Origin of the sequence: Nonlabens sp., from assembly GCF_047636915.1 — a bacterium.
In the GTDB taxonomy this organism is placed as follows: Bacteria; Bacteroidota; Bacteroidia; order Flavobacteriales; family Flavobacteriaceae; genus Nonlabens.
Map to the genome: position 1 here is coordinate 39,363 of NZ_JBLIGN010000007.1, position 16,942 is coordinate 56,304.

The following is a 16,942-nucleotide window of genomic DNA, read 5'->3' on the forward strand; positions in this document are numbered from 1 at the left end:
ATTTATTGAATTATTAAATAATTAACTACCGCACTCTGTCGGTAGTATATGGTTATTGCTTTTATTTGATTGATCTGAAATTTCAATTGCAACTCTTGTATATCAAGAAGGTCCTTAAAATCTATGATTCCTGTCTCGTAATTCTTGATGAGAATTTCTTCGGCACTTTGGGCATGTTTTAAGTTTTTTTGTTGTGTATGATATTTGATCCGGGCTTGATTGCGTTGTGATATCGCTTTCGCGAAAGCGGATTCTAACACATTCAATCGGTTGTCTTTTTGAGCTGCGATTTCTAACTGACGTAGTTCGTTCTGTTTGCTTTTTGAATCGTATTGTTTATTAAAAATAGGAATAGAGACCGATAGCATAGGCATGAATATATCCTTACCGTTATCGCTGAAATTCATATCAGCACGCTCAGAAACAGGCACATAATCTACACCAATGCCTATCATAGGATTTTGTTCCGCTTGATTCAACAACTCTGATTGAGTGATGGATTCATAAAGCTTATCGTACTGGAATAACTCCGGATGAAGGCTTAAGACATCTACTGCATAAGCTATATCTTCTTCAGGCAACAACAACTCTTCAACTACTGTTACCGCATTGATACCATCTTGATGGAGCAGCTTATTAAAAGTGGCCTGTTCGCCTAAATAGGCTTGGTCTAAAACTTCTTTTTGCTGTTGCAATTCATTCTGTCTGATCTGTAATCGCAACACATCTACCGCTGTTGCTTTTCCCACCTCTATCGAATTAAGCGCGAGACGTTCGTAGGTTTTTAAGAGTTGGATATTTTCATCGAGAACACTTTGTTCTGCTCTAATTTCATAAAGACTGTAATAGGACTGAGAAACAGCTAGCGCCAATTTGCGTTTTGCTATGGCTATTTCAACAAATTCTGCATCTGCCATGGAGCTTGCATAATTTTCTCTGGCGGTAATCGTGCCAAACCAAGGCAACATCTGTCTTGCTGAAAATCTAGCGCGCTGAGCTCCTGTTCTGGTTTCTGGTTCGCTTACAAAATAGCCTGCGCTGAATTCTGTATTGGGAATCCAGTCCACTTCATTTACTTTTTCTTCAGCGATATTATAACGCAGCTGATAGGCTTGAATCTCAGGATTGTTATCCTCTGCCTGTTGTATATAGGATTGTAATTGTTGTGCCTGTGCAAAAAGACCCAAGAAACAAGAGACCAAAGATAAGATGTACTGTTTATTTAAGTTTTTCATCATTTTAATTCTTTAGTCTTGATTATTGATTCCTCAATTTTAGGGAGTTTTCGCGAAAGAAAATATTCTTCCCTCCAACTATACAGGACCGGCACCAAGAAATAGGATGTTATATCGATTACCATTCCTCCAAAAATTGGGATCGCCATAGGTATCATGATATCGCTTCCTTTTCCAGTTGAAGTAAGTACAGGAAGTAAGGCTAGGATGGTAGTTACTGTAGTCATCAAACAAGGACGGATACGTTGCTGAGCAGCTTCTAATGCCGCTTGACGTACCCCTTTTATATCCACTGGCTTTTCACGGTCAAAAGTCTGCTTAAGGTAGGTTGCCATAACCACACCGTCATCAGTGGCTATCCCAAAAAGCGCAATAAAACCAACCCAAACGGCCACACTTAAGTTGATGGTTTTCATGTTAAATAGGTCGCGCATATTCTCGCCAAAAAAACTGAAATTAAAGAACCAATCTTGACCATAGAGCCAAATCATTATAAAACCACCGGCAAAAGCTACTGTGATACCCGTAAACACCATAAGCGAAGTCCCTACAGATTTGAACTGGAAATAAAGTATAAGAAAAATAATGATCAGTGCTAATGGGATTACCACTGAAAGTGTCTCCTCTGCACGCAATTGATTTTCGTAAGTTCCTGTAAATTGGTAACTGATTCCTTTAGGGACAATTAAGTCGCCAGCAGCTATTTTTTGTTGTATTAAAGCTTGGGCATTTTCTACGACGGCTACTTCGGCAAATCCATCGAGCTTATCAAACAGCACATAACCTATCAAAAAAGTATCTTCACTTTTAATCACTTGTGGACCTTTCTCATAACGTATGTCTACCAGCTCTCCCAAAGGAATAGGGCTGCCATTTTCTACTGGAACATAAATATTTTTAAGATCGTCTGGATTGCTCCTTAATTCTCTAGGGTAGCGTACGCGCACCCCATAACGTTCTCGACCTTCTACTGTTTGTGTCAATGGCATGCCGCCAACAGCCACTTGTAAAATTTGCTGGACATCCATAACCGATATACCGTAACGCACTAATTGCTCGCGTTTAATATCAATTAATAAATAAGGCTTGCCTACAATACGGTCTGCAAAAACCGCTTGTTCTTTTACACCTTCGGCTTGTTTGATAATGTCTTCTAACTGTAAACCAAACGCTTCAATTTGTGCTAAATCTTGACCTTTAACTTTGATTCCCATAGGTGCTCGCATTCCTGTTTGCAACATGACCAGTCGGGTTTCAATAGGTTGTAATTTAGGAGCAGAAGTCACACCTGGTAGCTTGGTCACCCTGACGATTTCATTCCATATATCATTTGGGCTATTAATTTCAGGTCGCCAGTTGCGATAGTATTCACCATCTTCATCTTGTACCAGATGTTTATCTTCTATGTTAAATGGGTCTCTTAATTTTGAGGCATTGTATTCCTTATTATCAGCCCCGATATCGGTATTAGGATTGATGACAAGAAGGCCGTCTTTTGTTATAAAAAGTCCGTTTTCATCCACTTTATAACGCTGTCGTTCTCCATTTTCATTGCGCATGTATTCAGACTTGTACTGAATCATATTTTCATACATAGAAAGAGGTGCTGGATCTAGCGCACTTTCTGTTCGACCAGATTTACCGACTACAGTTTCTATCTCTGGAATGCTAGCGACTGCCATATCTAATTGCTGCAGTACGCGTTTGTTTTCTTCGGCACCGGCATGTGGTAAAGAGGTAGGCATTAAGAGAAAAGAGCCTTCATTAAGTGATGGCATAAATTCTTTTCCAGTAGTTTTCATGATCCATACACCAGAAACAAGTACGGCTACAGGGATCACTAAAAACAAGAGTTTATTTGCTAATGCCCATTTCAAAATCTGACCGTAATACTTTCTCAGTACAGAAAATACCCCTAGAATTCCAAAGCAAATGACAGCGACAAAAATTAGATTTATAAGAATGCTTCTATCAAAGCCCAGTGGTCTCCAGTAAGTTGCCAGTAATACCACTATAGCCGCTGATGCTGTAATGATATTTATAAGATTGGCACGCTTTCGCGAAAGCGTATTCCTCAAGGTTAATAGTGAGGTACTACCAAAAGCAATTAAAATCAATCCCAACCAGTATCCATAAATAATAGCGAAAAGGCCCACTGCGATCAGTGAAATATTCAACACATAACTGAAGGAGTTTTTAATGTTTTTCTTCTTAAATAAATACGCAGCTAATGGCGGTATGATAAATAAGGCAATGATTAAAGAGGCCGAAAGTGCCATGGTTTTTGTAAAGGCTAAGGGCCTGAATAATTTTCCTTCGGCGCCTATCATCGTAAAGACGGGAAGAAAACTGATGATCGTAGTTAGAACAGCTGTTAAAATAGCTCCTGAAACCTCGGCTGTAGCATTGTATATAATTTCATTGGTGGTGTATTCCACTCCGCTTTCATTAAAGCGTAACTTCTCATTATCCATATGCCGAATCATATTTTCAGCTAGTATGACGCCCACGTCGACCATAGTACCAATGGCGATAGCGATACCAGAAAGTGCGACAATATTAGCTTCTACGCCAAAGAGTTTCATCGCTATAAAAACCATAAGGACCGCTACGGGCAATAGTCCAGAAATAAGGATGGAAGCTCTTAGATTGAAGAGCATGATGATGATAACTAATATGGTAATTAAGATTTCTAGTGTAAGTGCCTCACTTAGTGTGTCTAGGGTTTCTCCAATAAGCTCGGTACGGTCATAAAAAGGGATTATGGTAAGTTGAGAAGTGCGACCGTCTGCCAGTATTTTTGATGGCAGTCCACTTTTGAGCTCTTCTATTTTTGCTTTTACATTATTGATGACGTCCATAGGGTTTACACCATAACGTGCCACCACGACACCTCCGACAACTTCAGCACCTTCTTTATCCAGAATACCACGCCTGGCTTGGGGTCCTAAATGTACCCTTGCCACATCTTTAATGCGTAGAGCTGTAAAATCTTGTGAAGAAACCACCGCATTTTCTATATCGCCTATAGACTTTACGTATCCTAAGCCACGCACTAAATATTCAGCTTGATTTATTTCTAAGGTTTGTGCCCCTATATCTTGATTGCTCTCTTTTACTGCTTTGACAATTTGGCCGAGGCTTATCTTGTATTGACGCATTTTTTCAGGGTCCACATCTACTTGATATTCCTGCACATAACCACCAATAGAGGCCACTTCTGAAACACCACTAGCGGCAGAAAGTCCATATTTCACATAGTAATCTTGAATACTGCGCAGTTCTTGTAAATCCCATCCACCGGTTACATTTCCTTTTTGATCACGGCCTTCTAATGTGTACCAATATATCTGACCTAAACCTGTGGCATCTGGTCCCAAGGAAGGGTTGGTACCGTCTGGCAATAGGTTGGTTGGTAATGAATTAAGCTTCTCTAATATCCGGCTACGCGACCAATAGAATTCTATATCTTCTTCAAAAATGATGTAGATACTGGAAAAACCAAACATAGAAGAACTTCGTATTGTTTTTACTCCAGGAATCCCCAATAATGAAGTCGTTAACGGATAGGTGATTTGGTCCTCTATATCTTGCGGAGAACGACCTTGCCATTTGGTGAAAACAATTTGTTGATTCTCTCCAATATCTGGAATGGCATCTACAGCTACCGGGTCAGAAGGTATGTCAATAGCTATGGGCAGTTTTTCCCAATTAAAGGGTGCGTTTAACAAACCCCAACCTACAAATAGGGTGAGCATTAAAACAGAGACGAGTTTATTTTCAATAAGGAATTTGATCGCTTTATTGAGCATATACAGAGATAATTAAACAGTTAGAAACCGATTTGAATTCTGGAATACAGAAAACAAATACAACAAGTACCACCCGAAACGATATTTATCGAAGGGCTTCTTTACTAGTGTTTAAAAATCAAATAAGAAAGGACTGGTGCCATACCTGAACGTCCCGTTTCACAAAGGGCGGCACATGATCAAAAAAAACAACTTCCTTAGAAGTGGTTTCTTCCAACCTATTTATATAGGAATAAGTAAATGAGGCAACAAAGACTTGTTGTTCAAAGGTAAGTATGGAATGATTATCTTTTAAGTCATCTTGTCCTTCCATAACTAATTGCTCATCAGAACAACAAGATTTTCTAGACATTTCTGGTATTTGGCACGTACCGACTTCAGGGTTCTTTTCCATACCGCAAGTCTCTACATCTTGAAAGAAAGAGAAATCTACCATAGTATCCCCACAATAGTGCATATCAATCGTAAATGACATGGTAGTCATCAAGACTACTGTTGCCAAAAAGAATGCGATTGATTTGTAGAAAAACTGTTTCATTGCATGACAAAGGTACTTTTTTTTTACTAGTCCAAGGTTTATTTAATTTATGGACTGATTTTAATAGCAAGATTTAAGGGAAAAAGGTGGTTTTTGAAAATATAAAAAAAATACAGATAGTTACCATTTGTATCGGTTTTGTTGGATACGGTACTGCCATTTCGTTTTTTCTCAGAATTTGATTTTCCGTTTCAAATTCCACCTTTTTGTTTTTCAGCGTTTTATTCCGCAAACTTTTTAAAATCCGGATGAGTCAGCAATTCCGATGCTTGCAAAATTCGGCATTTAGTTTAGGTTTTGTTTTTCAATACCGCAAACAAACTAAAAATCCGATGTGATTTTAACTTCTAATATTCGGCTTTTAAAATCATTGCCAGCGGTACCATATGATTTGATGAAATTACTACACAACCTCCACCTTGTGGTATTTCACCTTCTCCCATTCTCGATTGAACTTTGCGAGAAAGCTTTTAGGCACTATTTTTTCTTGTTATCCTATATGGATTATCCGTGCCTTAATTAATTTTGTGTTTTATTTAAGTGCGACACAAAGAATGGCAATGGTTTGTTATAAAAATAATTTCGGGTTTGACTGCGAGTATTTTCCGAAAGAAAATCAGACAAAGAAAACACGCAACTACTTTTGATTTAGCACAAAACCGCAATTACTTTTATACGGTGTTATAAACAGTTATTTTATTATCAGTTTTTTAATTGTAGAAATCTTTTTTGAGTTATTATTTATTTTCAAAATATAAGTTCCAGTATTTAATTCAGGAAGATATATTGTTGTTGAATTATTCCTAGTTGAATTTCTCGTATTATACATATGTTGTCCCATCATATTATAAATAGTTATAACATTCTCTCCATTCATTAAGTTCAATATTTCCAAATTGCTACCTGATGTTGTTGGATTTGGATATACTAATAGGTCATTATTCGTGTTTTCAAAATTAAAATTACTTAAAGTAGAATTTGTTAACGCCTGAAATGCATTTATCCTTCCGTGACCATAATATTGATCCCAGCCACTTGTATCATCTGAATTCCCAACTTGATCCTCAGAAGACTGTTCTAAAATTGTTCTTATCTCCGTAATTGTTAAATTAGAATCTACTGATAGTAACAAAGAGATTAAACCAGCTACATGAGGTGCAGCTTGGGAAGTACCTCCCCAATATGAATTGTAATTAGTGTTTGATGAATAACTTAAGCCATAAATAAAATTTCCTGGCGCAACAAAATCCAATTCAGGGCCATAGTTACTGCCACTTGTTGTGCTCCAAAAAAAAGGCACACTTCTAGTATCATCAGAATTTGTAGAACCAATAGCAAATGCATTAGTATATTTAGCCGGATACTGTATCACTGAATTTTGGTTTCCAGTTGATACAACTACAGGAACATTATTATTATATGCGTAATTAATGGCGTTTTCTAAAAGTGTTGACGATCCATTTCCGCCGACAGACATATTAATAACTGAAGCTCCATTATCAACAGCATAATAAATAGCTTCTGCCCACCAGCTATAGAATCCATTATTATTATTATCTAATATTTTACAGATCATAATTTTTGAATTCCAATTTACACCTGCATATCCTATATTATTATTCCCAGATGCAAGAGCAATACCAGCGACATTTGTACCATGTCCGTGGTCATCTGTTGGGTCATTATCATTATTTACAAAATCCCAACCATTTATATCATCTATATAATTATTTGAATCTGTGTCAGTGCCGTTCTGATTTTCATTAGTGTTCAGCCAAATTCTTCCAGAAAATTCAGGATGATCCAATTTTGCTCCAGAATCTAATATAGCTACTATTAAATTAGGGTCTCCTTGTGTTATATCCCAAGCTAAATCTGTATCAATATCTGCATCATTAGTTGAACTCGATAACGAGAATGTCCCGTCATTATAATGCGACCATTGACGATTAAAATTATTGTCATTTGGCGTGGTTTGAAAACCATGACCGTTACCAACAAAGTTTTGCTCAACATATTCGAATAAACCTGTTTTCTTATACAACTCAATAATTTCTTCTATGGGTTTGCTTGAATTGAGTTCAAGGATATATGTATCTTTTTCTTTTTTGTTCCCTGTTAGTGCTATTGATTCGATTTTGTCGCTTTTATTTAATAAGCGGATTTCTGAATTGTCAAATTTTTGAAGTCTTAAAACTTCACTGCTGTTGGGTTTTTTAGCTGCTTTAAATTTAACTATTAATTCATTATTGTCTTGAGAAAATGAAAAACTACTGAGCAAAATGCACGATAAGACTAAAATTAATTTCTTCATATTTATTTTTATTATTTACAACAATGCCGGCTATAGTGCCGCCTTGGTCATGCAGTCCCCATTCTTTTTGGGCGGCTTTAACATGCGTTAAATATAACATACCTTAGGAACTATCGCAAGCTTCACGCTGAACTATAGCCGTTGTTTTACATCTGTAGCGCCTGCTAGTGTTTATAGAGTATCTGTTGAGCGCTGTGTTTGGCGTTTTTAAAGGCAGTATTCCAATAGCCAACCGAGATGCAAAGAATTTCAAATGTCGGTTGGCTATTTTAAGATTTAGCAGGCGGCTAAAGATTTGCGTAACCGCTTTATTTTTATTTGGCAGCGCGATGAATGTAGAGATTCTTATGAACGAATAGGTATGATAACATCGCCATTGTTTTCAGTGTGTGAGAACCTATTAAAACTGATCTTTGCCATGGTAAAGACGGAGTTGGTATAGAATAATTATGACAGAAAGACTTTAGTAAAGAATTATTGGGTTTTTACTTATGTTTTGTCATTGTACTTTTTGTGCTCATCGTTTTGTGTTGGTGGGTTTATATTGCTTTTTTATTTAAATTATTAATATTATCAATTATTTTGATTTTTTTTATAGTCACTAAAAAACTAATCAGAGAGAGAGAGCAGTATAAAATGAATGACTACTATCCCAAAGTCTTGTGTAATTTAATTTTTTATTATGTTTTTTTTTTCAATAACCAAGCATATCCAAAAGCTTAAAAATCTCAGCTATCCGATAACTCGCTCTAAATTTTTTCTGTCTGAATGATGTAAAATTCCAATTTAAATCACGTCAAGGAATTTATAGTTTTAACCGGTTACCGTTAATTTCTTGTTTGAATGTACAAAAACCTCTTATGGTTGGTAATTATTCATTCTCTTTGGATCTAAATCTAATAATTTCTGAGTCTTCATTTTTTGTCCTTCATTTATTAAATTTACCAATCCTTTCATCCATTTTGCGCAAAATAAAACGTGTAGTCATTATTTATGGTCTTTGTAAAATAGAACTACTTCAAAATCTGTTTATCCGTTGACCTTTTTAGTCATTACATAAAGATTTAAAAGTATAACTATTAATACAGCATAAAACACATAAAACTAAAAAACCACTTACATAAGTAAGTGGTTTTAAATATAATAAATAATAATGTGAGCCCTGAAGGATTCGAACCTTCGACCGCCTCCTTAGAAGGGAGGTGCTCTATCCAGCTGAGCTAAGAGCCCTTTTACTTAAAATAAATTCTAAGCGGTTGCAAATATAGTATTATTTTATAAAGAGCTGCCTATTTTTTAAAGTAAACATTCTATTTATTTCAAGCAACTTTTAATTGTTTGAATACCTTAATTTTGGGGCATGAATATTATGAAAATACCATTTATACTGTGTACATTTTTTTTAGTTTTTTGTGGTCACTCACAAAATTTTAAACCAGACTCCTACTCTGCTTTGAACGTAGAAGAAATGAATACTTGGCAATTGCTCCAATATGATGGATTAAATGCCTTTAATGGAGTTGCTTATACCTACTCAAGACCATTTCACTGGCAAAAAAGAGATTTTTATCGCGCTGGAGCTACCTCCTTATTTGTAAGTGCCTTGTACACTTTTGATAATGAGTCTAGCGACTACTTTATAGAGCAAAAAAAGGACATTCCTAGAATGATCACTGATTTTGGTTGGTATTTTGGAAGTCCGCAAAATAATTATGGAATTACAGCCAGTATTTATGCTTACGGATTAATTACTAAAGATCCAAAATGGCGACGCACAGGAGTATTAATGATATCTAGTGCTACTGCCGGAGGTCTTTTACAACAAATACTAAAAACAGCTACTGGACGGGCGAGACCTGGTACAGGCTTTGGAAGAAATGAGTTCAGACCTTTTTCTTATAAACCTGGATTTAGTTCCTTCCCTTCGGGTCATACGGTACTTGGATTTACAACGGCTTACGCATTAGCAAAACATTTTGATAACCCATATGTGAAAGCAGGAATCTATGGTATAGGCTTGATATCACCGGTTTCTCGATTATGGGAAGGAGCACATTTTCTTACAGATGTAATTCTAAGTTTAGTCTTAACTATTGCCACAGTAGAAGCGGTAGATAGGTATTTAGATACCCGCAATGGATATGGTGATAAACGATACGGAAAAGGTAACACAGGACGGCAACCAGCAAAAACAGTGTTTAACCTTAAAGCTACTTCTAACACAATTGGGCTCACTGTTAATTTCTAAAACGTTTAACATTATAATAATTTCATTAAACAAATAATGGGTAAATTTGCCTCACTATAACAAACTAATATGTCATCATACAGAGTTTTTGAAGAGTACAATGTTAAAGCAACAGAAGAGATCGAAGGAAAATTTCGTGATGTCATAACAGAGCTGGGAGAAGACGTAAAAAGAGAGGGTCTGCTAAAAACTCCCGAAAGAGCTGCAAAAGCTATGCAATTTTTAACTTCAGGCTATGATATAGATCCTGCAGAGATACTAAAAGGAGCCATGTTTGCTGAGGATTATCACGACATGGTTATTATTAAGGATATAGAATTATATTCTTTGTGTGAGCATCACATGTTGCCCTTTTTTGGTAAAGCACATATTGCCTACATACCTGATGGACAAATTGTCGGTCTTTCAAAAATACCTCGTATAGTGGATGTATTTGCAAGACGCTTGCAGGTTCAAGAAAGACTCACTCACGATATATTAGAATGCATAGATAAAACGCTGAACCCAAAAGGTGTTGCTGTTGTTATTGAAGCATCACATATGTGTATGATGATGCGCGGTGTGCAAAAACAAAATAGTGTTACCACAACTAGCGGTTTTAGAGGCCAATTTGAAAAAGTAGAAACTCGTGCAGAGTTTATGAATCTTATAACTTCAAAATTGCATTAGTATTTATTGTGACTTATTGCTTATGATTTTAAAGTTTAATTTTCTTTTTTTGTTGCCGCTTGAATTTTAAAAATCAGTAAATATCAAGGTTGTAAAAAACCGTTTACTGTGTTTTACATCAACTACCTTTTCGATTAAAATGAAGTATTCAAGTACATTTTAACCGATGGGCAATTCATAATAACCGCAAAATTTATGTCGCCTTTTACATTAAAAATGTTTTACAGAATTGTAAAGTTTTGGGTATTTAGATTATAAAAAAAAGCTCCTGAAAAGGAGCTTTTTTTATTTTACTAACTGCTTAAAACCTGTCATCAATTTCCTGATTTTAGGATCTATTATTACCTGACAATAGCCTTGCTCACGATTGTTGTTATAATAGTTACCATGAATCTCTTCAGCCGGATAAAATACGGTTGCTGGAGCTATTTCAGTTACAATAGCTTCACCGAAAGTCTTGCTTGCTGTCAACTCACTAATAACCCCTAATGCGGTTTGCTGTTGCTCTTCATTTTTATAAAAAACAGCACTTCTATAATGCGTCCCTATATCATACCCTTGTCTGTTTAGAGTCGTTGGGTCATGAGTAGCCATAAAGACTTCAATCAATTCCTTGTAAGAGACTATTTGCTCGTCATACAAGATCTCAATTGCCTCTGCATGGCCAGTCCTTCCTTGAACTACTTCTCTGTAGGGTGGGTTTTTAATACGCCCTCCACAAAAACCAGATGTAACGCTTTCAACTCCTTTAACCCTTTGAAAAACCGCTTCTGTACACCAGAAACATCCACCTGCAACAATTGCTTTTTTCATTTTTTTTTACAATTTACAAAAGAGCTTTGAAAACAAAATTTCTTTAACAACTCTTTAATGAATTCATTTTTTGAAGTCCTTAGATTTGCTTTCAGACCAAATTATTATGAATCATAAGTCTTTATTCTGTTTATTTATTATTTTATGTTTTGCTTTCGCGAAAGCGCAAAAATTACAAACATCTGATTCTTTAGTTATAAAGAGAAAAATATATCAAGCAACACGAGTAACTACTGCTCCTAAAATTGATGGAGAACCTTTTGAAAAATTCTGGGACGCGATTCCTACCGGTGGAGACTTTGTTATGATCCAACCTACCAATGGTCAAAAAGAAAGAGATACCCATAAAACAGAATTTAAAATCGCTTATGATGATAATGCGTTGTATGTAGCAGCTTTTTTATATGATAATCATCCAGAAAGTATCTTGAGACAATTTTCCCAAAGAGACCAGATCGATGTACAGGCCGATGTTTTTGGATTTTATTTAAATACCTATAACAACCAGATCAATCAAACACGGTTCTTTGCAACTAGTGCAAATGCCTTAGGTGATGCTATTGCCGAAGGGAACAGAGAAGATTATAGTTTTAACGTAGTGTTCAAATCGGAGACCAGTATCAATGAAAGCGGATGGTATGTAGAAATGAAAATTCCCTATCGCACACTGAGGTTCCCAGAAATAGAACTACAAGACTGGAGTTTCCAAATAATAAGACGAATACGAGCTCTAAACGAAGAGTATACCTATAATTTTGTAGATATTACACAAGGAATAAGCACGCAATACGATGCCATCATGACTGGTGTAGAAAAGATCAATCCTCCATTGCGTTTGAACCTTTACCCTTATGCTACTGTAATCAGCGATGACTTTGATGGGGTCCATACCACGTCATACAACGCGGGAATGGATCTTAAATATGGAATAAACGACGCATTTACTTTAGACGCGAGTTTGATTCCAGATTTTGGGCAAGTTGCGTTCGATCAAGTGATTCTTAATTTGGGCCCCTTTGAACAACTCTTTGGAGAGAATAGAGCCTTTTTTAATGAAGGAACTGATCTCTTTAATAAAGGTGGGATTTTCTTTTCTCGCAGAATAGGTCAGAAGCCCAGTGGTTCTGAAGGTATAGAATTATTTGATGATGAAGATATTATCAATAATCCCAACAACGCACAACTGCTCAACGCCGTTAAAGTAACAGGAAGAACCAAGGATAGATTAGGGATAGGTTTTTTAAATGCCATTACTGCAAAAACCGAAGCGACTATTGAAAATAGGCTTACTGGTGAAAGAAGAACACAGGTTACAGAAGCTTTTACTAATTACAATATGTTTGTTATTGATCAACAATTTAGCAAAAATAGTTCTGTAGCTTTATCCAATGCCAGTACGATAAGAAATGGCAGCTTTACAGATGCAAATGTAACCGCTCTAGTTCTGGACCACAATGATAAAAATGGCGCTAACAGCTACCGCTCAGAGTTAAAAATGAGCAATCGCTTTACGCCTACCGGTGCTGAAACTGGTTTTTCAATCGAGGCAAGATGGAGAAAGACTATTGGGAAATGGAGACCTAGTCTGGCCTATTTTCATCGAAATAAAAAATGGGATCCTAACGACCTAGGACGTAATTTTCAAAACAATACAAGAACCTTTGCAGCCGATTTAAAATACAACCAGTTTACTCCTATTGGTATTTTTAATAGATTTGATATCGATTTTAGGATAAGACATAGAAGACAAATAGATCCTGATTTACATACCAATAGCGAGTTCAACATCAATCCAAGCTTCTATACAAGAGAACGATTAGCTTTCGGTGCAAATTTTAATTTATTTTCAAGAGAATTAAATCAATTTGAAGCTCGCAAAACAGGACAAGTGGTACGCTATGAATCAAGGTTTTTTACAAGTGGTTTTGTCTCCACAGATTATCGAAAGAAATTTGCGGTAGATGTCAGAATGAGCAGGTCAAAACGATTTAATGATGTAGATGAAAGTTATAATTTTAGCTTCAGCCCTAGGTATAGATTCTCAGATGAATTCCTACTTGTTTACAGAATGTCATGGAATAAAAATGACGATCGCATCAGTTATGTAACAACCACAGATAACGAAGAACCTATAGTTAGCAGACGCGATACACATTCTGTAGAAAACACTCTTTCTGGAACTTATAATTTTAATAATAAACAAGCTTTGAGTCTATCGTTTAGAAATTTTTGGTCCAGAGCAACTTTCAGTCGTGATTTTAATCAACTCGCACAAGATGGCAGTTTGGTACCCACCGATTATATACTCTCTGATGATTTTGACCCAGACGCTAACTTTAATGTATGGAATCTAGACCTTTCTTATCGATGGCGTTTTGCACCAGGTAGTGAAGCTTCTTTGCTGTATCGAAATAGTATATTTAATTTTGATAATCAAGGGGACCTCGCTTTTCAAGACAGTCTCAATGAATTATTCACGCAGCCGTCCAGACATAATATATCCTTAAGAGTTACTTACTTCTTAGATTTTAATGATGCAAAAAGATGGTTTAAAGCTTAAAAATACATTACATTGTTCCTATGATTAAAGCGGTACAGATTTATAAAAGTTTTGGAGATTTACAAGTTCTTAAAGGTGTGGATCTAGAAATAAAAACGGGTGAAATAGCAAGTGTTGTAGGAAGCTCTGGTGCAGGTAAAACCACATTACTTCATATTCTAGGTACGCTAGAGCAATCGGATAAAAACCTTCTAAGTAGTCTTGAAATCGATGGCACAGATGTCTTAAAACTGAAAGGAAAGCAGCTCAGTAAATTTAGAAATACATCGCTCGGCTTTATTTTTCAGTTTCATCAATTATTACCAGAATTTACTGCGTTAGAGAATGTTTGTATTCCTGCTTACATAGCAAATACCGATAAAAAAGCTGCAGAGAAACGAGCAAAAGAACTGCTCTCATACCTCAAACTGTCAGATCGTTTTGATCATAAACCAGGAGCCCTTTCTGGAGGTGAACAACAACGGGTTGCTGTGGCAAGAGCGCTCATCAATAACCCAAAAGTTATTTTTGCAGATGAACCTACAGGTAATCTAGACAGCACAACAGCTCATGACCTTCATGAGTTGATATTCCAGTTGAGAAAAGAATTCAATCAAACCTTTGTTATTGTCACTCACAATGAAGAACTCGCAGACCTTGCAGATCGCAAGCTGGTGATGAGCGACGGTAAATTTCTATAAAAATATAAATGAATCGCAAAGAGCTAAAGGAATTTCTAGACGCCAAAGTCGAGCAGTACAACACTCCTGATTTTATACCGCACGACCCTATTCAAATACCACATCTTTTTTCTGGTAAAAAAGATATTGAGATAGCCAGCTTCCTCGTTGCCACTATCGCCTGGGGAAATCGAAAATCCATTATCAATAATTCCACAAAATTAATGGAACTAATGGACCATTCTCCCGCAGATTTTATCAAGAATCATGAAGAAAATGATTTGGAACGATTTGAAGGCTTTGTCCACCGCACCTTTAACAGTGGAGATTGTAAAACTTTTATGAGATCACTACAGCATATAGATAAAACATACGGAGGTCTAGAGGACGCTTTCGCAAAAGCGTATACAGAAAAATCTAATTTACAAGAAGCCATTTCAAAATTCAAAACTATTTTCTTTGAAGTAGATCATTTATACCGCACTCAAAAACACGTGAGCGATCCCATGAAAAATAGCAGTGCAAAACGCATCAATATGTTCTTGCGCTGGATGGTTAGAAAAGACAATGCTGGTGTAGATTTTGGAATATGGGAATCGATACCTATGAGTGCGCTTTCTTTACCCCTCGATGTACACACCGGAAATATCGCTAGAAAATTAAAAATACTCAAGCGCAAACAGAACGATGCAAAAGCCGTCGCAGAATTAGATTCCGTATTGCGCAAATTTGACCCCATAGATCCTATTAAATATGATTTTGCTCTTTTTGGATTAGGAGCATTTAAGGAATTATAAATCAATTATTTATGAAAATATCACAGTTTTTTTTTACCTATTTTTATATTCTATAAAATCAATAAATGGCCGAATCCAAATTACATTTGAAAGAAGATGAGCGTATTGCTTATCTAGAGTCTTTTCACATTGATCCGAAAAGAGAAAAAGTCTTTGATGAACTTACAGAATTAGCCTGTAAATTAACTGATGTCCCAAAAAGTCTAATTTCTATTGTCCACAGAGAAGAAGTGTGGTTCAAGTCTCAAAAAGGACTTGAACTAGATAATTCTCCCAGAGAATTGACCTTTTGCTCACAAGCAACAGTTAACGATAGTAATTTTTTCTATATTGAAGATGCGCATCAAAATGAAACTTTTAAGAATGAACCCTATGCAAATATTAGTAAAAGTATTAGGTTTTATGCAGGTGTACAGTTAAAGGACGAAAACAACTTACCACTAGGAACTGTCTGTGTCTTAGATGACAAACCTCATGTGTTAAATGAGGAGAAAAAAAAGTCGCTTGTAATGATAGCAGACCTTGTTATGATGCAATTAAAGCTTCATAAAGCAAATGTGGAACTTAAGGAAAAAACTAGGCTTTTAGAGGAGAATAATGAAATGCTAAGAAATTTTGCGCATGTAGTATCACATGATCTAAAAATGCCACTCGCTAGCATGATATTAACCAGTGATGTGATTTCAGAAAAATATGCTGCTCAATTAGATGAAGATGGCAAAGGATATCTAAAATCCATTAAAGACATCGCTTTTACCATGAGTGACTATATCGGGAATATTTTAAACCATTATGAGAGTGATCAAATTGCTATAAATGATAAAGACGAATTCGATATTTTCTCTGTAATAGAAAATGTGGAAGAAATGGTGGGACTTAGAGATGACATAGTATTCGTTTTTCCTGATAATAATTTAATAATGAATAGCAATAGCGCGGCTATTGAACAAATATTACTTAACCTTATCGGGAATAGTGTAAAATATAATGATAAGAAAACTATCAAGATTGAAGTCTTAGTGTCAGAATCAGCCGATTATTATAAGATCAGTGTACGAGATAATGGTATAGGCATCGCCAAGAATAAACAGAAAGACATTTTTAAACTATTTAGCACATTAAATCAATTGGATCGTTCTGGTAAAAAAGGCAATGGTATCGGGCTTTCTACCGTTAAAATTCTTGTTGATAAGCTTGGCGGTGTAATCAAATGTGATTCTCAAATAGCACAAGGATCTACTTTTACATTTACCGTAAAAAAATGAGTGCTTTCTTTAAGCAAAGTCAGTATATTTGA

11 protein-coding genes and 1 tRNA gene are annotated in these 16,942 nt (G+C 35.9%); 6 read left to right on the forward strand and 6 right to left on the reverse strand.

Annotation, left to right across the window (positions count from 1 at the left end):
* Window positions 1-2 precede the first annotated feature (2 nt).
* The 5 genes from ACJAT0_RS02375 to ACJAT0_RS02395 form a co-directional block, all read right to left on the reverse strand.
* Entirely contained in the window at window positions 3-1,235 is a 1,233-nt protein-coding gene (locus tag ACJAT0_RS02375) for a TolC family protein (protein WP_415180371.1), read from the reverse strand.
* The gene (locus tag ACJAT0_RS02380; protein WP_415180354.1) at window positions 1,235-5,047 is read right to left on the reverse strand and encodes an efflux RND transporter permease subunit; all 3,813 of its coding nucleotides are present in this window, start codon (window positions 5,045-5,047) and stop codon (window positions 1,235-1,237) included. Before ACJAT0_RS02380 ends, ACJAT0_RS02375 begins: the two co-directional genes overlap by 1 nt.
* 118 nt (window positions 5,048-5,165) lie before the next feature.
* Window positions 5,166-5,585, reverse strand: a complete 420-nt coding sequence (locus tag ACJAT0_RS02385; RefSeq protein ID WP_415180355.1) for an HYC_CC_PP family protein — start codon at window positions 5,583-5,585, stop codon at window positions 5,166-5,168.
* Between the two features lie 691 nt (window positions 5,586-6,276).
* Entirely contained in the window at window positions 6,277-7,899 is a 1,623-nt protein-coding gene (locus ACJAT0_RS02390; protein WP_415180356.1) for a S8 family serine peptidase, read from the reverse strand.
* 1,156 nt (window positions 7,900-9,055) lie between these two features.
* Window positions 9,056-9,129, reverse strand: a tRNA-Arg gene (locus ACJAT0_RS02395).
* 139 nt (window positions 9,130-9,268) lie between these two features.
* Between ACJAT0_RS02395 and ACJAT0_RS02400 the strand changes: the two genes are divergently transcribed.
* Window positions 9,269-10,147, forward strand: coding sequence for a phosphatase PAP2 family protein (locus tag ACJAT0_RS02400; protein ID WP_415180357.1), 879 nt, complete (start codon window positions 9,269-9,271; stop codon window positions 10,145-10,147).
* 69 nt (window positions 10,148-10,216) lie between these two features.
* A complete protein-coding gene (gene folE / locus ACJAT0_RS02405; protein WP_415180358.1) occupies window positions 10,217-10,816 on the forward strand; it encodes a GTP cyclohydrolase I FolE in 600 nt (199 codons plus the stop codon).
* 285 nt (window positions 10,817-11,101) lie between these two features.
* Here folE and msrA read toward each other — a convergent pair whose 3' ends face one another.
* Window positions 11,102-11,629, reverse strand: coding sequence for a peptide-methionine (S)-S-oxide reductase MsrA (gene msrA, locus ACJAT0_RS02410; RefSeq protein WP_415180359.1), 528 nt, complete (start codon window positions 11,627-11,629; stop codon window positions 11,102-11,104).
* 106 nt (window positions 11,630-11,735) lie between these two features.
* Here msrA and ACJAT0_RS02415 point away from each other — a divergent pair, with 106 nt between their 5' ends.
* The 4 genes from ACJAT0_RS02415 (at window position 11,736) to ACJAT0_RS02430 (ending at window position 16,910) form a co-directional block, all read left to right on the forward strand.
* Window positions 11,736-14,189: a DUF5916 domain-containing protein gene (locus ACJAT0_RS02415; RefSeq protein WP_415180360.1), complete on the forward strand. Its 2,454-nt coding sequence runs from the start codon at window positions 11,736-11,738 to the stop codon at window positions 14,187-14,189.
* A gap of 20 nt (window positions 14,190-14,209) precedes the next feature.
* Window positions 14,210-14,869, forward strand: a complete 660-nt coding sequence (locus ACJAT0_RS02420) for an ABC transporter ATP-binding protein (protein ID WP_374002358.1) — start codon at window positions 14,210-14,212, stop codon at window positions 14,867-14,869.
* 8 nt (window positions 14,870-14,877) lie between these two features.
* A complete protein-coding gene (locus ACJAT0_RS02425; protein WP_374002357.1) occupies window positions 14,878-15,645 on the forward strand; it encodes a TIGR02757 family protein in 768 nt (255 codons plus the stop codon).
* A 65-nt stretch (window positions 15,646-15,710) separates the two neighbouring features.
* Window positions 15,711-16,910 carry a sensor histidine kinase gene (locus ACJAT0_RS02430; protein WP_415180361.1) on the forward strand — a complete coding sequence of 400 codons (1,200 nt, stop codon included), beginning with the start codon at window positions 15,711-15,713 and terminating at the stop codon, window positions 16,908-16,910.
* The last annotated feature ends 32 nt before the right edge of the window (window positions 16,911-16,942 follow it).